Raw genomic sequence first — 19,787 nt, 5'->3', positions numbered from 1 at the left:
CAAAATGCAAAACTTTACCCTTACAAAAGTATTTGCCCTGCCGCGGCATGCGGCGGAAGGGTTTGAGCGATGGACAAACTGTTCTATAAACAGAAATCTAAATTTGCTGCGCCATGCGGCGGAAGGGATGTGGGGGGGGGGATTGGTATTGAGTATTGAGTAGTGCGTAATGCGGAAGGAGTTATGTAAATGCAATGAGCCCGATACAGTACCGGGCTCATCACAAAAATTCTCATTAAATTATTTCGCTATTGAGCTCCTTGCTCAAAATAGTGTCTATAAACATTAAACAGTTCATCAGACTGCTTTTTCAGGTCTGGCTGATTGATTTGATCCATCAATTGTTTATATCGCTGGATAGCAGCGAGCCCGAACCGCATGTTTCGGTATTCAAGATTTGATTTCGCTTCAGACACCGCTTCATAATAAGCCATATTTTCACGAATAAATTGAAGGTTGCGTTTGGCAATTTCATTTGCCTTTGCAGTCTCACCAACTTTATACATCACCTCCAATAACGGCACATAACTCATTGCCTCGCCCATCAGGTAGGTACGCTTAGGCATATTGTCGTATGCATTTATGACAAGCTTTTTAGCCTTATCATTCTCGCCAGAGGCAAGCAATTGTTGTGCTGTTTCGCCATATATAGTGCCCACATACATGCTGATGTAACGGTACGAATCTGGATCCACGTAAGAAGCTTTACCAATATTACCCCAGGTAAACTTATTCATGATGTTGTCGTAAGTTTGATCAACATTTTGAATAGTCGCCGGATCACCTTCCTTCAGACCAAAGTCTACTGGCATTAAACGGTATGCAAAGCCTTCGCTTACCAAATACCGATCAAGTCCCATGTAGTTATCTTCCGGTGTTGTGATGGTAAAATAAACTGGTCGTTTCCAATTATTATTGGCGAGAATCGAAAGCATAGACAATTCGGCACGACTTACGTAATTTTGGCTGTAGTTCCACCGCATGGTGTCCACGATCGCTGATTCCCAATCTTTCGGCACCACTTTATTCGCTATAACGTCCTGTTTATTTACCGCCAGTTCCATTTTTTTAGTCGGCAATAAATTGACATACTCGCCGCTTTGCAATTGTGCTTTGTTATCCGCATTGTCAGACAGCATCACCTGAACCAACGTCTTCACAGGCACATAGCCGGGAATATTATAGTCTTGGTAATAAATAACATCACGCACACCGTCTTTTACCAGCTCGGGGTTAATGTTGATTGGCAGCGCATCTGCATCATTCACTTTCTCCATCATTTGCCTCATGTACCAATCTGCACTTAGCAAACTTAAGTTTACTACACGTACATCCGTACGGAAGCCCTCCACCTCTTGCACGTACCATAATGGATAGGTGTCATTATCACCATAGCTAAACAGTATTGCATTCGGCGCGCAGGACTCCAGGTAATTCCGCGCCATATCTCGCGCCAATGTCTTCTCTGAACGGTTATGGTCATCGTAATTTTGAGCAATTAAAATTACCGGCCCTGCCACGACCCCAATGGCCGCAGCGGCATAACCTGCAACCTTAGCATTTACTTTTCTGGAAAGGAATTCCGCAATGGCTAAAACGCCCAAGCCGATCCAAATGCTGAACGCATAAAAAGAGCCCGCATAGGCATAATCCCGCTCCCGCGGTTGCATAGGCGTTTGATTCAGGTAAAGGACGATGGCTATTCCTGTAAAAAAGAAAAGCAAACCTACGACGCCAGCATCGCGCTGCCGCTTACCAAAGTGCCAAAATGCGCCTAACAAGCCAATAATAAGTGGTAAAAAGAAATAGGTATTTCTAGAAGGATCTGTCTTTGCGGAGGTAGGTAATTTATCTTGCCCGCCCAACAAAGCGTTATCAAGAGGTTTGATACCGCTTATCCAATTACCCTCGGTAAAAGAACCGTGACCTTGTTGATCGTTTTGGCGACCGGCAAAGTTCCAAAGAAAATATCGTCCATACATGTGGCCAATCTGGTAGCCAAAGAAGAACTTAAGATTGTCCCCAAAAGTTGGAGCCTCGTTTGGTCCCAAGCCGAGATACTCCCGGTAGTATTCTGGATGCCCCCCTTTCTCGCTATATATCCGTGGGAACAATGTTTCTTTATCGTAGGTATAAACAGGGTTCCGCTTAGCGACAACATATTTACTACCATCTTTTCGGTAAACCTTTTTGCCTTCTTCCATGCCCGTGGGACGTGAATCAAAGAAGCGCCCCTTAAACAAAGGTTCATCACCATACTGTTCCCGGTTTAAATAACTCAAAAAGCTAAAAGCATTATCAGGATCACTGTTGTTCAATGTAGGATTCGCCTTTGCGCGGATCATAATCATGGCAAAAGAGCTATATCCCAATAAAATGAAAACCGTACTGATCAACGCGATATTTAATAGGCGTTTCCCTTGTTTAATTGAATAGAGAATGCCGTATACCAACCCGCCAATAACTAAAATTGCGAAAAACGCTGCGCCAAGACCGAAACCAGTGCCTAGCGAATTCACAAAAAATAGGTCGAAATATGCGGCAAACTTAATGGAAAACTGAATTACGCCCCATAAGATAACGCCTAATATCACAACCCCAATCGCCAAAGATTTTATAATACCAGCACTTGTGCTTTCTTTCGTCTTTCTGAAATAAACGACCAATGCTATAGCCGGAATAACGAGTAGGTTCAGCAAGTGGACTCCTATGGATAATCCCATAACGTACGCTATAAAAATCAACCACCTATCTGCCTGTAAATCCTCAGCTCTTGCTTCCCATTTCAAAATACCCCAAAAAACGACAGCCGTACAAAGGGAAGACATGGCGTAAACTTCAGATTCAACGGCTGAAAACCAAAATGTATCGGTAAAAGCATAAGCAAGAGCGCCAACAACGCCAGATGCCATCACCAAAAACATCTGTGTAGCGCTCAAAGGAGCATGACTAGCATACCCTGTAAATACTTTTCTACCTAATGCCGTGATCGTCCAGAATAGGAATAAGATAGTCAGCCCGCTGCATATTGCCGAGCCCATATTCATCCAAAAAGCAATTTTAGCTCCATCACCCATCGCTAAATTTGAAAACACATTTTGCAGCATGAGAAACAGCGGGGCGCCCGGCTGGTGTACAATCTGCATTTTTAAAGCCGAAGCAATAAATTCCCCACAGTCCCACCAACTAACCGTGCGTTCAACGGTCATGACATAGACAATCGTTGCTATCGCAGCGCAAATCCATCCCAAAAGGTTGTTAATCTTATTATAATTCATTCTATTTTGATAAGGTAATGCTTTTTTACGGTTCGAAATTAAGGAATACTAAGCGAGTATTAAATATTATTTACACATTTTAACGAAAGTTTTTAAAATCACAAACATGGCGTGCATCGGTGCAATGGATTCTGATTGTGGAAACACAAAAAATATCCGCCTGAAAATCAGCCCTGATAGTGTATTTAGCAAAAAAAGTTTTGCAAAAAATAAAAACAGGCGTATATTTGCATCGTCAAAACAGAACAATATATGTGTTGACAAAATGATTGTCCGATAGTATAAGGGTAGTACAAGTGATTTTGGTTCATTTAGTCTTGGTTCGAATCCAGGTCGGACAACAAAAAGGAGAGCATGAAAATGTTCTCCTTTTTTGTTGTAAACCATTCGGCGTCAACGTTTTTATAGCTTTAAAAAGTATTTTGTTTTCACAAACATTTGGCTAACTTTGTCCCCCAATACCAAAAGGAATCTTTTGGAAAAGTTTTGTCCGATAGTATAAGGGTAGTACAAGTGATTTTGGTTCATTTAGTCTTGGTTCGAATCCAGGTCGGACAACTTTCTCGAACATTATTTGGTAGATACAGTGAAAATATTGAGTTAATCCAACATAAAATCACGCATAATGCCTTTGCAATTTAACACGGTGAAGCTGTTCGCAGGGTCGGGAACAGTGGAGTTAGCAGAAAAAATCTCCAAATCTTATGGCAAACCACTTGGCGACAAGACCTTGTCTAAATTCAGCGACGGAGAGATTCAACCCTTCTATAATGAGTCTGTTCGCGGAAGCGACGTCTTCCTTATCCAATCCACCAACCAACCTACCGACAATCTTTTCGAACTTTTACTAATGATTGACGCCGCTAAACGGGCATCTGCACATTACATAACTGCAGTGGTTCCTTACTTCGGCTTCGCTCGTCAGGACAGAAAAGACAAGCCTCGCGTGGCAATTGGCGCCAAACTCATGGCAAACTTGATAACGGCTGCAGGTGCACACCGCATCATGACGATGGACTTGCATGCAGCGCAAATTCAAGGTTTCTTTGATATCCCTATGGATCACCTAGATGGATCGATCATATTCGTTCCTTACATCAAATCATTGAATTTACCTAATTTGACAATCGCTTCCCCAGACATGGGTGGGTCGTACCGTGCGCGGACATTTGCAAAATTCTTCAACGCGGAAGTCATTATCTGTGATAAACGTCGCAAGCGCGCCAACGAAATCGAATCGATGTCGATCATCGGCGACGTAAAGGGACAAGATGTTGTTTTGATTGATGACATTTGCGACACGGCAGGAACCCTTTCCAAAGCTGCGGCGCTAATTATGGAAAATGGGGCGAATTCTGTACGCGCGGTATGTACGCATGCTGTCCTTTCGGGAAAAGCGTATGAAACGATTGAAAACTCCGTCTTGACAGAGATGATTGTAACGGACACGATTCGATTGAACGAGGAGAAAATAGGAAACTGCAGTAAAATCAACGTATTGTCGACAGCAGATCTATTTGCCCATGCAATAAAAAATGTCAATGAGCACGGATCTATATCTGATCTTTTTGACATTAAGTAAAAACATCAACGAGCACTATCCTTTATAATGAAAGGTGGATCGAGCTGATCCACCTTTTATTTTTGCTAACTCTTTTATTAATAAAAAGTTTACTGTATTTTTGCACCTCAAAATAATATTAAGACAATGAAATCAATTGCTATTAGCGGTTCTGTAAGACAGAGCGTAGGGAAAAGAGGTTCGAAAGAGTTACGTTACGAAGGAAATATTCCAGCAGTACTTTACGGTGGTAAAGAGCAAACGCACTTTTCGGTATCCGCAGCTGATTTAAAACCGGTTCTTTATACTCCAGATGTAGTATTCGTAGAGTTGGATTTAGATGGCAAAAAAACTAAAGCTATCGTTCAAGATGCACAATTCCACCCATTAACTGATGTGGTTACGCATGTTGACTTTTTAGAGTTATTCGACGATAAAGAAGTTTCTGTAAATATTCCAATCCAATTAACAGGTACTTCACCTGGTGTTAAAATGGGTGGTAAATTAGTACAGAAGTTACGTGGATTACGGGTTAAAGCGTTACCTAACAATCTTCCGCAAGAAATCGAAGTTCCTATGGAATCTTTGGAAGTTGGTAAATCTGTACGTGTAAGACAAATTGCATTAGAAAATGCAAAAATCCTTAACAACTCTGACGATACTATCGTATCTGTAATCATGTCTCGTGCCCTACGTCAAGCAGAGCAAGAAGCAGCGAAAGCAGCAAAAGGCGGTAAAAAATAAGTTAATCTTTTTTAGTTATCTAAAAAGGGATGCCGTAAAGAAAGTGCCTTCAAAAGTTTCATACTTTTGGAGGCACTTTTATTTTGAAAAAGAGATGATTTTAAATTGCGCTATGTAGCGTACCTATTGTCATAAAAAACACTGCAAAATTAAATTGCGAACTTTCGTTGATATTAATTGTATCATATCCTCCACAGCTCCCCACCCTACAGCGGAGCACATCGCTAACCGATTAAGCTAATTCGCCTCAACAAACTGCTTTGCGGATACGCACGAATAGCAGGAGAAGCGTACCGAACAGCAGTAGCACCGCCACCACCTGATAAATAAGGGAAAGGCCTATTTGCATATCCATTAAAGCACCCCCAATATACACCATAACACCTCCGATAATGGTGCTTAAACAGTTTAAGAAACCGTACGCAGTGGCGACATGCCGAGAATCTACAATCTGCCGTAGCAGCGGCATCAAGTTCGCATCATTAAAACCTCGACCGAGGCCAAAAAGCAACATACCTAAGATAGCGGCTCCAAACAAAGTACTAGAAGACAGCAGAAACAAAGCGGGCGCCCCCAGCACAAAGCCGATCACGATGGCATAAAGACGACCGCGCGCTGATCGGCCACTCCAATAATCAGCTAGAATTCCACCGACTACTACGCCTACCAAAGAACCGATTTGAATATAGCCCGTTGCCGATAGGCCGGCTTCGCCCAAGTTGAGATCAAATTGCTGACGAAGGAAAGTAGGCATCCAGCCGTTGACGATCCAATTGGCCATACCTAGAATAGCAAAATAAAACAGCAAATACCAAAAAGAACGCAACTGAAAAATACCGTGCAACGTTTCACGCAGTTGTATCTTCTGTGGCACAACTTCCCTACTTTCCGGCAATGGCTGTGGATCTTCTTGAAACTCCTTTAGTACAAAAAATAGGAAAATAGCGTATGCTACGCCTATAAAACCAAACAAATGGAAACCAAATCGCCAGCCCCATAAATCGGCCATATATCCACCTACACCACCTAAGGCCATACCAGCATAAAGGCCGCTCATGTGCAGGCCGGTAGCCAACGAGCGGCTACGACCGCGGTGATAATCGGTGATCATGGCCAAGCCTGCCGGAATATAACAGGCCTCACTGACACCCATTAAAAACCGGGCCAACAGTAGTTCTTCCAAAGAACGGCAATAGCCGGTCCATATCGTCATGGCCGACCACACTAGTACCGAGAAGACAATCAGCCCTTTTCGGGAATATCGATCGGCCAAGAAGCCGCCTAGAGGACTAAACAGCCCATAAGCAACCAGAAATATAGTGGTCAACAAACCAAATTGTGCATCACTAAGTTCAAACTCCTGTACAATAGGATCGCGCATGGAGGTAATCAATATGCGATCGAAGTAATTGAGGAAGGCAACAATCCACAATACCGCAACGACAAACCAAGTGTAAAATGTAGCATGTTTTTTCATGTAGTTCAATCTTTAGCCATACTCCCTTTTAAAACCCGTGTAGTACGAATGCCAGGACGTACCTCGCCCATGACCAACGTCACACCTGTTGCCGATAGCACGCCAGTAGTCGTTACGGGTGCTTCCAACTTTCCGCTGCTATGCGGCGTTGCACCTTGTGTAGAAAGCGTCATCTCACCGGCTACCGACCAACGCGATACCGTAGGATCGAACACACGGATCAACTTCGAAAAACCCGGATGATCTCGTCCAGAGGACATGTTAACCAGCGCGCCATCATCACCACCGAAGATATAAAAGCGCCCTTGACCATAATAAGCCGGACTGGGTGCCGCGGCAACCGCACTCTTCAAATCAGGAAGCGGCTGCCAGCCGTCTACGCTACTGTAACGGTAAGCATCACGCAGATATTCACGCTGTCCGGCAACGAGTGCAACGCCAGAAAACACGTACAGTGCTTCGCCATCAGTGCCCACCACGGCCAACATGCGCCCTTTACCGGGCACTGGCGGACAAACCTGCCAACCTTTGTTTGGCTGCAGCAAGTCTAGGGCATAGCAACCGTTACTGGCGTACTGCGCATCGGCCGTCCCGATCCCTCCCAGCACATACCACACAGCGCCAACAAGCACACTGCCCGTATTGGCCAAAGTCTGCGGAAGCTGGGGAAGCTCTTCCGACGTTACACCCGTATTTGAAAAACGAAGACAATAGACCTTGTCCGTATGCCCGCCCCCATGGCTCCCTCCTGCGATATAGAGCTTGCCGTCAAAGGACGCAGAGGCCCCATAGCCCAAAGCCATAGGCAAGCGGCCCAACACTGTCCAACGCTGTTTTTGTTCCTCCCAACGAAATACCCGATCTGTCCACTGTTTGACGCCGCCCGCTGCCGGCAATTTTCCATCCGGAAAATTTGCACCACCCGCCACCACTAGGCCTCCATCAACAGTGCCAGCAAAAGCGCCGGCAAACCCAATATCATCGGGCACAGCAGGCAGTTCCTCCCAACTCCAGTTGCCTGGAGCATATTGTGTATTACAGCTTTGTAGCCCTACCATAGTGCTTGTTAAATAGATCAGTAAAAACAGATGTTTCCTCATCGTTATTGCTCGTCCTTAGTTAATGCAATAAAACCTGAGGCAGTTAGATCCGCATAAAGTGCTTGTTCAACCTCGGCCGAAAGAGACCGTAAAGGCAGACGGGGTATCCCAAGATCGAGCCCAATTTTTTTCATAATCGAACGCTGTGTGGGAATAGGCCCATATTTGACGAGCAGCCGTATCATCTTAACCGCTTCAAAATGCAACAGCTCTGCTTCGGCAAGCTTACCTGCCTCAAATAAAGCTATCACTTGATTGTACAATCTTCCAGCGTAGTTGTACGTACTACCGATAGCACCTTTCGCACCTACCGCCAAGGCCGGCAACAGGAGCTCGTCAAAGCCAAATAGGATGTCATATTTCCCATCTTTATAATGCAGGCATGCCTGATATTCGTGGATCGTAGAAGCCGTATACTTTATACCGGCAAAGCTGGGAATAGCCTGTTCCGCCAATTCCAAAAATGCCAACAGATCAATACTGATACCGGTTACGGTAGGGATGTGGTAGTAAAAGAAAGGGGTTTTTGGCGCGGCGGAGGCAATCGCGGCCATGCAGCTTACCAGATTATCTACGGAGCTGGGTTTGAAATAAAATGCCGAAACGGCCGATATATAGTCGGCTCCGATTTCCGCTGCATGGGCGGCAAGTCGTTTAGCCTCGGTAATGGAGCTATGCCCCACATGCACAAAGACCAACAAACGCTTGTTCACGATGTTGACATAAGCTTCTGCCAATTGCATGCGCTCCTCAGTCGATAGACTAGGCCCCTCGCCATTAGTGCCACATATAAAAACACCTTTTACCCCCTGCTGTAGCATTTCCTCGACGATAGCGGGTATCAAGGCATAGTTTACGGAACCATCCGTATTGTAAGGTGCGAAGTTTGCCGCAATCAATCCGTTAATTTTTTCCATTCAATTTTTAATATATAGAATTGTATTTATGTATGTGCTGTTATTACTTACCTACCGTTCTGTACTGCCCTTTCAAAAGTTGGCGCACAGGAATTTTTTGAAAAACCATGTTGGCTTGGCTACTCTCGTAAAGGATGCCAATGTGATCCTTGTCTACGGAAGTTATGCAAGAATACCCCCTACTACTGCCTTCATCCAAAAGCAATTGTAAGTATCGAGGCCAGCTTTGCCCGTCATCCACGCTTACTTTCAAGGTCAAGTTTCTGCGTTTCTCCTTATCGTCGGGATTAAAAAACAACAACAAGGTTTGGTCGTCATCCGTATGGACATCATGTCGAAACAAGCTGGCCATACATGTGGGCTCTGGCAGGGCGTTGAATGAACTTGGATGTTCGGTCCACGAAGCGCCAAGGTTGACGGTGGTACTCACCGCACGACCATTATCGGCTTTCAGATTGCCCTTATTCTTGTTCGCGCGCATATTCAACATCAGGCGTCCATCAGGAAGCTCCACTACCGCACATTCGGTAGTTCCTCCTTCGGTGTCTATTGCTGCTTTGGAGGCATGCCATGTTTCACCGCCATCTTTGCTATAGGCAATATTAGAAAAGGGTTTGCCGGTATGATCTCGCCCCTGCGTGGGAAAGACCAACGTTCCATCTTTTAGGGTAATCCCATTACCGGGAGCGGGAGCCCACAACCAAAAATCGGCAGGCTTACCCATAGCGGTAATATTCACCGGTTCACTCCAGGTTACACCATCGTCGATACTTTTCACCAGCATAAATTGCGATGACTGCTTAACGTCGTAGCCCGGTTGCGATCCTTTTTTGCGCCACTGGTGGTTCCAGGCGTTACTCGTATCCGAGAGGTTGTTCATCCATTGCCCGTTATCGTCCAAGAGTCCATGCATCCAGGTAGCCGCAATGTAAATAGCACCAGATTTCCTGTCAACCAAGATACCCGCATCCGAGACGCCATTGTATTTCTGCGGCAAGCCACCCCAAGTCCCCATATCCATGGCGATCTGCATCGGCTGCCACGTTTGTCCGCCATCGGTACTGCGGTGCAATCCTATATCGATATGCCCTTGCAAGTCCCGGGCACTCTCATAGCGCGCATCGAAAATAGCAAGTAAAGTACCATCATTGGAACATGCCAAGCCCGGGATACGAGAAGTGTGCACGCTATCTTGCATATGGCTACGCACGGCAACACCAGGAAAAAAAAGCTTGTCTTGTTTGCCCTCAATGGGCAAACGTTTGCCGTCTATCCGTATTTCCGCGCTCCGTAACGTGAAACTATCTTGTAGGGGCCAACGACTGGGCAACGTACAGGTGACATAGAGATAGGCATTCTTATCCGCTAAAGGTAAATTGCCTTTCAATATTGCCCTTCCTTTATTTGCTGTAAATGTATCGGCAAAGCGTATCCAATTAGATTGCACGACTTCCTTAAAATCTTTATCTGAACTAGCATAATAGACCTTGATATGCAACCCTTCTGTCTTTAACAGTAACGGATCCACTTCAAGACACACTTCCTGTAAGCGTGCACCCTGAGCCTTATCGACTTTAATTTTTGAAACGACGGTTTCCTTACCAATAAGCACCGGTACACGGAGCTGCGTTGCACTTACCGTAGGAACAGACGATTGGGTATGCCCCGTGTAAGGTAGGAGCAAACAAAAGAGCAAGATACCATTAAGAATAAGTGTTATGGGATTCATAGCGATGTATATTTATTAAAGTTCAAAAAGCGCACGTACTTCGGCGGCTGACAAGGCTTTGCGGTATACCGCCAAGTCGTCCAGCTCGCCTGTAAAATAGTTGTTAAAGCCGGTGGCACTCTCTTGGAGGGCAATCTTAAATTGTCCTGCATTGGAGACTACCTTAACGGAATTTGTTGTACCCTCACGCGCTAAGACACCGTTCACATAGAGCAAAGAACGCGTACCCTCGCGCACGCAAACCACATGCTGCCAAGCGCCATTGGCCACCGACCGTTCCGAATTCAGGATAAAACCTCCCGTTGCATCTTCGGCGGCGAAACGTATTTTTCGATCGCTGGTATTATCACCTAAGCGCAGCCATGTTTGGTTATCGCCGGCTCCATTTCTTCCGCTTTCCTGCCACAACATCATCCGGTTACTGCTCGATGTTTTCACCCACAGGGAAACGGAAAAATTTCCACTACCGAAATTGAGAGCGGCATGATCGGGTATTACTAAGCCACCGGCTCCGCCAAAGCTTGCAGTATGACCAATGACGCCGAACCTGTTTCCGCTTGTGAACGTAGGCGCGGATCCTTGGACATCGATCGGTAAATTATTTGCAGAAACATCGGCTAGGCCCTGATCAAAAGGAACAAGCAAGGCCAAATTTTCGGCTTGCAGCACGGTAATTGCAGTTTCCTTCTCGATTACTTTGCTGGTAAACGGGTTTGACACGGTAAGCTTCACGCGATACTTGCCTGGCTGAGCATAGCTTACACTTGGATTTTTCTCGTCAGAGGTCGCTACCGAAGCGCCTTCAAACTCCCATTGCCAAGCCTCAGCAAGGCCAATGGATGCATCTGTGAACTGCACAGATCGACCTGTTGGTACGGTAGCATGCTGCACTGCGAAATCCGCAACTAGATCCAGCGGATCTAAAACCGTAAAGTAGTTTACTTTTTCCGAAGTAGAGCTATATTCAGGGTTACTACTCGTTAGGCTAACGGTATAAACTCCTGCTGTATGAAAGGTAACATTGGGGTTTTGATCAGTGGACTCGACCTCGGTGGTTTCACTTTTAAAACGCCAGCTCCACCCAGTAGCTACACCTTTGGTCAAATCACTGAAAGGAATTTCCTCATTGATATATACTACAGTGTTTACCGTGCTAAAATCAGCTTGTAAAGGACCATAGCCAACCGTAATATAGTTTTCTCGCAGCAACTCGTCGCTTTGCCCTGCGCGCGAAATGCGCAGACTCACCCTGTAAGTGCCCGGCAATTCATAGATAACTTGTGGACTTGAAAGAATGGAGGTATCTACAGATGCCCCTTCAAACAACCAATGTAAACGAGAGGGCATCCCCTGTGATATATCCGAAAACACGACCGTGTCTCCCGCAGCAATCTCTGTTTTGTCGACGGTAAAGTCTGCCTTTAGCGGCGCTATATTCGCATCTTCCTTCTGGCAGGAGATCAATGCAAACAAGGCGAACAGGATAACAATTATTTTTTTCATCATCTTTCAGGTTATTTTAAATTTTTAAGGTCGATCCGTTCAAAGGCAATACCTTCGTTGGCATCGGATGCCCCTCTTTCGTAAAGCATGGCTAGCGTATTGTTATCGATCAACGCCATATCCGAATAAGCAGCAAACTCTCCATAGATCAGCATTTCCTTGGGATAGGTTTTTCCATCGTCGCCACTAAGCCGCAATGTCATATTCCGGCGGCGGGTTTCATGGGCCGCATTGGCAAACAAGAGGATAGGCTTCCCGTCCGTATCGGTAAAGGTCAACATGCTGCCCTGACATACCGGGTCGATCAAGGTTTGGTGTACTTCTGGATTACTCCACGACAAACCGCCATCTTTGCTGGTAGACAGCAGACGTCGCTTATCGCTATTTGGCGCGCGCATATTTAGTAAAAGGTCGCCATTGGAAAGCTCGGCTACGGTACATTCATTGGGTTTATAGACTGGATGTGTTGCTACACCACCCAACTTCCAGGTTTCACCATGATCATCGGAGTAAATCGTATGTGCATTTCCCGTATGATCGCATGGGATAACCAAACGCCCTGCATGTGGACCTTTTTCAATTTGTATACCATGTACAGGCCCTGTGGCATACCAGGTCCAACCTTGTTTTTTGACCGCCGCTGTGATATCGCTAGGTGTCGACCAAGTCCTCCCTTCGTCTTTCGATCGGCTAACATACACCTGGTCGTTATTGCGGCACATCAGCAGGTGTATTTCGCCTGTCGTTTTATCGACTACGGGTGCCGGATTTCCTGCCGTATGTTCCCCCGCATCCCAGATCACCTCCATATCACTCCATGTTAGGCCGTTGTCTTCCGAACGTCGCAGCACGAGATCAATGTTCCCATCGTCAGCACAATCATCTTTTCGAGCTTCGGCAAAAGCAAGCAGGCTGCCGTTGGGCGAGCGAACTAAGGCCGGAATACGAAAACAGGCATAACCCTTGTAACCTTTTTGATAAATATATGGTGCTACCAACTCATCGCGTTTGCGATCAAAATAGTCGTCGGGTACAGGTTCGCCAAGTTGACCGCCGCAACCGAACAAAAGGATCATGGATAAGATCACGACGAGAAAATATGTGCTGCTATATATTTTTTGTGTTGTCATGGTTTGGATAATTAACGTTAGTAGCCTTCGGTTTGGATCAATAATGGATTCAAGTCAATCTGCGCTTGCGGAATAGGCAAGAAAAGTGGTAAGGATTTACCTTGCAGATTAGGAACCTCTTGATAGATATCGATGGTCCCCGCAAAATGAAACCGTAACAAATCGGGCCAGCGCTTCAATTCGAAATAAGTTTCTTTGAAAGATTCATGAAATATGGCCAACTCAACTTCTTGCTTGGAACTAGACGAAACCACAAGGTCAACCCCTGCACGTTGCCGCACTGCATTAAGCGCGGCAATGCTCGCTTCCAGCTGTCCCAAGGCAGCTAAGATCTCGGCTTGCATCAACTTTAGGCCGCCCCAGCGGTAGAGGATAATATCATTTTCGTAATGCCGATCATCATCATAGCTCGTGCCGCGAAACTTATTATCGAACACCCCAATGCTGCTGCCAGTTTGGTTTACGGCAGAGATAATCGATGCCGCACGCCTTTGGTCCTGGGGAAATTCAGCAAAACGAGCAATGATTTTTTGACTTGGCGCGTAAACACTACGGGCCCCATTGAGCGCAAAAGCAATAGCGGATGCATTGGTCGCGTTCTGTACAAAAATATTGCGGGGTTTCATTCGGCTACTATAATGGTCTGATTTCTCGTCGCGCTGGAAGTGCAACGAAAACAGGATTTCGCTATTCGATTTGTTATTGGTCGCGAATATTTCTGAAAAGGTAGCCAGGGGCGAAACAGGTGCTAAGGCCAAATCAATAGCCGTCGATGCCTCGTTAAGTGTGGAAACGTTGGCGCCCAGCACTTTTACCGACCACAATAACAAATCGGCTTTCAACGCATAAATGGCAGGTTTGGAAACACGCGATTTATCGGCAATATTATCTTCAGGAAACCATTGCAAAGCCTGTTCAATGTCGGCAGATAGTCGCTCGACTACGGCGGCGGCAGCAAGCCTAGGTAGCGGCGCCTTATCATCACTTTCGGTAGGGATCAGTTCCAAAGGCACATCTCCGTAGGCCCTGATGAGGATAAAATAAACATAGGACCGAATGAATAGGGTTTCGGCCATGGCTCGATTCCGATCCGCTTCGTTCGAATAGGAAATACCTGGAGCGTACTTCAGCAAAAGATTGCACTGCTGAATTACGTCGTATAGGCTGAGCCAATTTGGCGCATTGGCATTGTTGAGGTTTTGCTGCCAAGCTGTGGTAACGCCAGATTCAAGACCTTGTTCAAAGGCATCGCCGCGATCTTCCAACCAAAGTGTGGTATTCATCACGCCGCCAGCGCCTGTGCCATTTCCGCCCCTAAACTGGTTGTAGATACCCGTCAAATAGGCATTTACATCATCAGGGGTATTCCAGAAACCATTACCTATGATGGCAGATTCCTGCTCGACATCCAGCAAGCTTTCACAACTGGAAAAGCTGCATAGGGATAAGACCAAAATGAAAATATTTCTTAAGCGCATAATCCAATTGATTTAAAAAGTAGTTGATATCGATAAATTAAACTGCCGAGGTCTTGGATATTCGCCCTCGTCATTGCCGCTGTAGATCTCGGGTGAAAGGCCGTCATAGGATGTCCAATAGCCTAGATTAAACGCTGCCGCTGTGACGCTCAGGCCTTTCAAATGCACGCGTTTGAGCCAATCGCCACGGAACTGATAGGAAAGCGATACCTCTCGAAATGCTAAAAAGTCGCCTCTCGAATAATACAAGGAGTTGTTGCTGCTGTAACCGGATGTCCCCCCTATCCCATTAGCATTCCGCAAGTGGTTGCGAAAGTTGTAATCCGCATCACTCTGTACCGTATAACGTGGAATTTCCGCGATATCCCCCTGCTCATTCCATACGCGATCTCCCAGCACCTCGTTGATGATCATGTTGTTGTTGCGGGCACTCCCCATGACGCGCGCTTTCCATGAGTTATCAATCACGTGGCCGATAGCATAGTCAACGACGAAGCGTGCCGTGAGCGATTTATACCGAAAGGTATTGACCATACCACCTTGCCGGTCAGGCCGTATATAGCCCATAAAGGCCATATCCCTATAATCAATGATGCTATTCCCATCTCTATCGAACCAGATCGCGTCACCCCCAACTTTCTGGCGTCCGTTGGCTTCTACATCTTCCTCCGCTTGAAGGGCATCAGTATCGGTGCTGTACACACCGATCATTTGATACGCATAGCGCACGCCAAACCGCTCTCCTTCGGCTAGGCCACCCACTTTAACATAATCTTGCTGCGCCGAGTCCCACACAAAGTTGCCTCCGCTGCGATTTTTAGCTTCTTGGTTTTCGGGCATCTCGATTACCGTACCCCGATTGAAAGAAAACGTGAAGGCCACGTTCCAGCCTATATTATCCGTTTTCACAGGATCGCCAGATAATTGCAAGTCGAAACCTCTATTTCGAATTGAGCCGAAGTTGCTTCGAATAGATGCAAAACCTGTGGAACTCCACAAGGGCTTCATAAATAGGCGATCGCTAGTGACCTTATCGTAGTATTCGGCCGTAACCTGCAAGCGGTTGGTTAGAAAACCAAGATCTAAACCCGCATCAAAAGAGGTTGTGGTTTCCCATACGAGGTTACGATTGGCCAACACAGAGTTTCCAATGCCTACCGCGCCGTTGTAGGGCAGGCCAGCGGTATATTGCCCTTGTGCATCAGCTACAGACAAGTTGTTATTCCCCGTTTGTCCCCAGCTGCTCCGCACTTTTAAAGCGTTTACAACATTGCTTACGGGCTGCCAAAAATCCTCGCGGTGTACGTTCCATCCTGCAGAGAAGCCTGGGAAAAAGCCCCAACGGTTGTTGGCTGCAAAGCGAGATGAACCATCAACCCGAAAGCTCGCTGAAAGCATATACTTCGCTTTATAATCGTAATCCGTACGCCCAAAATAACTCATAATGGCATCTGTTCCCTTAGTCGTCGTAATGCGCTGAGTTTCCGGTGCGGTAGCATTCAGCGTCGGAATATAATCGGTCGGCGCATTATAGCCACTACCGCTCATATGGTAGCTATAGTCGTTGATATAACTGGAACCCAGCAATACGTTGACATGATGACGATCAACGAAGCGCTTATCGTAAGATAGAAGGGCATCCGCTTGAATTTTGCGAAACTGCTCATGTACAGCACGCGCATTGCGGTTGCGATTGGTTTCATTGGAGGCTTCGAAATAATTTTCTATGCCTTCGGTCGTATTGTAGTAGATGGCCGGTGAAAATTTCAGTCCGGGAATAATAGTATAGTCAAGGCCCAAACCTATCGTGGTGCGATACACGCTAACATCATTATATTTTTCCTTGTAAAAGACCTCGTAATGTCTGCTTCGAAAATTTGCTGGCCCCTCACCTGGGGCGGGGCTCCCGTCTTCGTAGTAGTCGCGATAGGTGGATGGCATGGTTATCGATCGCGATAATACATTCTGATAATTCCAGGGGGCATTGGATTTTCGCATTTGGTAAGAAAAATTGGAACGGATCTTCACTTTTTCGTGCACATTATATTCCCCGTTAAATAGGGCACTATAATTTTTATAGTTGGTGCCCACCACGGTTCCATCTTGATCGTTGTGCCCTAAACCTAGGTAATAACTGCCCACATCGCCACCACCGCTAATATTCAAATCATACTGTATGGCATTGGCGTTCTGGAAGGTCATCGCCTGGTAATCCGTTTCTTTAAAAATCAACTGTTGCTGCGTGACCGGGTCGACCATGGTTTGCCAACCTTGTTTTTCAATCAGATCAGCCACATAATCTTGTCCATAGTCCTGTAAATAGGTATCCAGAAAGGCCAATGTGTTACGACTATTTCGCGCATTCCCCGTAGACATGCCGTAGGCTCCGCTGGAGAGGAAAAGCTCCGGATTGTTCGTGTTAAATTTCTGTGTATTGAGTCTACTGATATAAATGTAATCCCTTGCCGTAGCAAAATCATAGCGCTTGCCGATCTGCTCCAACGCAGGTGTAATCTTGAGGTTGATTACAGGCTTACCCTGCTTTCCCGATTTCGTTTTGACAATGATTACGCCGTTGGCTGCGCGCGCGCCGTATATGGCGGTCGATGCAGCATCTTTCAACACTTGCATTGACTCAATATCGTCTGGATTGAGATCCGAGATATTACGCATGGCACCCACTACCCCATCCACAATCATTAATGGAGCATCGCTCTCCGGCGAGGTGGAACTTCCACCACGGATAAAAATCTGTAGATTAGCGCCTGGCTGCCCATTGGATATCTGCAGCGACACGCCCGCAACTTTCCCCTGTAGTTGCAGAAGTGGGTTTTGCCCCGGAGCATTCGCAAATTCCTTCACATCAATTTTATTCACTGACGTGGTTACCGTAGATCGGCTTTGCTCACCGTAACCGATAACGACAACCTCATCCAAATCATTCTGGGCCTTGGTTAAGACTACTTGCAAAACGCCATCTGCGGGTACCGCAGCGGTAAATTCTCTGTAGCCTACCGCCGTGAAACGCAATTGTTCGCCCACCTGCAGTCCACGCAATACAAAGGAACCATTCAGCAACGTGGTGGTAGAGGTTTTTAGCGTGGAAACGGTAACACCTTCCAATGCCGCCCCATCATTGTCGCGCACTTCTCCCCGGAGCTCGACCTGCTGTCCAAAAAGCGTTGTGATGCATAAGACCAGCAAAAGCGTAAATAGGATTTTTTTCAAAACTAGATCATTCATCTCTTTGGTTTTCTTACTTGATTAACGTTTTATTATGTAGAACATAATGACAAATATAAAAATACAAAAAGAAGAATAACAAATATTTATGTTAATTTTTTATAAGAAAATTATGTACTTAGCATAAACAAGGAAAACTCAAACCGATAGGGATTTGGCGGAAGAGAAGAAAGGAAAATAAAATTTGGTCAACAGATCGGTCGTTCTACAGGCTGTACATACCTTAGGCGTGATGCCTATATCAGGCGTTCAAAATGCGGACTGAGGTGTGCACGCATCGCTTCCTTAAACTGGCCTGCGGATCCGTTTTTCAAAATTTCCAATAAATCGATGTGTGTTATCCGACTTATGGAGTACGCTGCGCCTTGCTTCTCCTCTTCGGCCACTACATATTCAAATATGGGCATCAACAGTGTCTGAAAGCGCATAATAGTATGGTTACCCGTCATCTCATACAACTTCCCGTGAAAAGCAATCTCATTTTTTACTTTAAAAGAGGTTTTGTTGATATTGGTACTCTTACTTACGATCTTTTCCAAATCTTGAATATCCTTATCAGTCTTTCGCAGGAAGATCAGATCGGCAAGTCCCAATTCTAACACGAGGCGCAATTCAAAAAGGTCTTTCAGGGTTTGCTGTTCCAAGATCAAAGGGTCGAGCACGCGCTCAAAGCCACCAAAAATATCAGGCTCAGACAAGATCATGCCACGTTTCTTTTTGGATTCAATCATCCCGAGCATCTTCAGACGGCTTAATGCTTCGCGAACCACATTACGACTAACCTGCAACGCTTCCGCTAGCTCCATTTCTTTCGGAATGGGATCTCCCGGCCTAAATGCATTTTTCTTAAAATATTCACGCAAACGCTTCTCCACAACATCAGCCATCGTGCTGGTTGTTATTTTCTCTATACCTTGTATCAAATTTGACATCTTGAAGAAATTTGTTCAAATGTAGCACATAAAAATGGGCTGAAAAATTTTTTAGTAGAATTGATATGAAGATGAATAAGCAACATCTATTTTCTATTTTTGCTGCTATGAACTATTTAATTGTTGGTCTGGGCAACATTGGCAAAGAGTATGAAGATACGCGCCATAATATCGGCTTTATGGTGGTGGAAGAAGCCGCAAAACAGGCCGGCACGACTTGGTCGCTATTAAAACTAGCCTATTATACGGAGTTTAAACAGCGCGGCAGAAATGTGTATATGATCAAGCCTACTACGTTTATGAATTTAAGTGGTAAAGCTGTGAACTACTGGATGCAGGAACTGAAGGTGCCCATTGAGAATGTCCTTGTGGTGGTGGATGATTTAGCAATTCCTTTCGGCTCTATTCGCGTAAAACCCAAAGGCTCTGCTGCCGGCCACAACGGCCTACGTTCTATTGAGGCAACCTGCGGCGGGCAGAACTATCCGCGCTTGCGCTTCGGTATCGGTGACAATTATCCTAAGGGACGTCAAGTAGACTACGTTTTGGGGCCATTTGATAAGGATGAGCAGAAAGATCTGCCTGCGCTTATCGATCACGCTGTAAAAATGATACAAAGCTTCGTAAATATCGGAATTGGGTTGACGATGACCAACCTGAATACAAAGTAAACACGAATACCGTGCGATGTGGGA

13 protein-coding genes are annotated in these 19,787 nt (G+C 45.7%); 3 read left to right on the top strand and 10 right to left on the bottom strand.

The features are described from left to right. Positions 1–248: 248 nt before the first annotated feature. Positions 249–3,278, bottom strand: a complete 3,030-nt coding sequence (locus DI53_RS11505; RefSeq protein WP_037499368.1) for a DUF2723 domain-containing protein — start codon at positions 3,276–3,278, stop codon at positions 249–251. Positions 3,279–3,903: 625 nt separating this feature from the next. Here DI53_RS11505 and DI53_RS11490 point away from each other — a divergent pair. Together DI53_RS11490 and DI53_RS11485 are read left to right on the top strand one after the other, a co-directional pair. After that, on the top strand, positions 3,904–4,860 hold the full coding sequence (locus tag DI53_RS11490; protein WP_037499365.1) for a ribose-phosphate pyrophosphokinase: 957 nt from the start codon (positions 3,904–3,906) through the stop codon (positions 4,858–4,860). A gap of 126 nt (positions 4,861–4,986) precedes the next feature. Continuing rightward, a complete protein-coding gene (locus DI53_RS11485) occupies positions 4,987–5,583 on the top strand; it encodes a 50S ribosomal protein L25/general stress protein Ctc (RefSeq protein ID WP_037499362.1) in 597 nt (198 codons plus the stop codon). Between the two features lie 247 nt (positions 5,584–5,830). On the opposite strand, the gene DI53_RS11480 is transcribed toward DI53_RS11485, so the two are convergent. The 9 genes from DI53_RS11480 to DI53_RS11440 form a co-directional block, all read right to left on the bottom strand. Further along, the gene (locus DI53_RS11480) at positions 5,831–7,060 is read right to left on the bottom strand and encodes an MFS transporter (RefSeq protein ID WP_037499360.1); all 1,230 of its coding nucleotides are present in this window, start codon (positions 7,058–7,060) and stop codon (positions 5,831–5,833) included. 5 nt (positions 7,061–7,065) lie between these two features. Continuing rightward, complete coding sequence (locus DI53_RS11475; RefSeq protein ID WP_037499359.1) at positions 7,066–8,160, bottom strand: hypothetical protein; 1,095 nt, start codon at positions 8,158–8,160, stop codon at positions 7,066–7,068. A gap of 2 nt (positions 8,161–8,162) precedes the next feature. Beyond that, on the bottom strand, positions 8,163–9,077 hold the full coding sequence (locus DI53_RS11470; protein WP_037499356.1) for a dihydrodipicolinate synthase family protein: 915 nt from the start codon (positions 9,075–9,077) through the stop codon (positions 8,163–8,165). A gap of 43 nt (positions 9,078–9,120) precedes the next feature. Continuing rightward, complete coding sequence (locus DI53_RS11465; RefSeq protein WP_037499353.1) at positions 9,121–10,806, bottom strand: sialidase family protein; 1,686 nt, start codon at positions 10,804–10,806, stop codon at positions 9,121–9,123. Between the two features lie 15 nt (positions 10,807–10,821). Beyond that, complete coding sequence (locus DI53_RS11460; protein ID WP_081939439.1) at positions 10,822–12,312, bottom strand: LamG-like jellyroll fold domain-containing protein; 1,491 nt, start codon at positions 12,310–12,312, stop codon at positions 10,822–10,824. Between the two features lie 8 nt (positions 12,313–12,320). Further along, positions 12,321–13,439 carry a sialidase family protein gene (locus DI53_RS11455; RefSeq protein ID WP_081939438.1) on the bottom strand — a complete coding sequence of 373 codons (1,119 nt, stop codon included), beginning with the start codon at positions 13,437–13,439 and terminating at the stop codon, positions 12,321–12,323. Between the two features lie 17 nt (positions 13,440–13,456). Further along, on the bottom strand, positions 13,457–14,917 hold the full coding sequence (locus tag DI53_RS11450) for a RagB/SusD family nutrient uptake outer membrane protein (RefSeq protein WP_037499347.1): 1,461 nt from the start codon (positions 14,915–14,917) through the stop codon (positions 13,457–13,459). 12 nt (positions 14,918–14,929) lie between these two features. Next, the gene (locus DI53_RS11445; protein WP_037499343.1) at positions 14,930–18,160 is read right to left on the bottom strand and encodes a SusC/RagA family TonB-linked outer membrane protein; all 3,231 of its coding nucleotides are present in this window, start codon (positions 18,158–18,160) and stop codon (positions 14,930–14,932) included. Positions 18,161–18,396: 236 nt separating this feature from the next. Next, positions 18,397–19,092 carry a FadR/GntR family transcriptional regulator gene (locus DI53_RS11440; protein ID WP_037499340.1) on the bottom strand — a complete coding sequence of 232 codons (696 nt, stop codon included), beginning with the start codon at positions 19,090–19,092 and terminating at the stop codon, positions 18,397–18,399. 107 nt (positions 19,093–19,199) lie between these two features. Between DI53_RS11440 and pth the strand changes: the two genes are divergently transcribed. Continuing rightward, positions 19,200–19,763, top strand: coding sequence for an aminoacyl-tRNA hydrolase (gene pth, locus DI53_RS11435; RefSeq protein WP_037499402.1), 564 nt, complete (start codon positions 19,200–19,202; stop codon positions 19,761–19,763). The last annotated feature ends 24 nt before the right edge of the window (positions 19,764–19,787 follow it).

Origin of the sequence: Sphingobacterium deserti (assembly GCF_000757725.1) — a bacterium.
In the GTDB taxonomy this organism is placed as follows: Bacteria; Bacteroidota; Bacteroidia; order Sphingobacteriales; family Sphingobacteriaceae; genus Sphingobacterium; species Sphingobacterium deserti.
The sequence above is the reverse complement of the archived record's forward strand: the minus strand, read 5'-3'. Positions and strand labels throughout refer to the sequence as shown.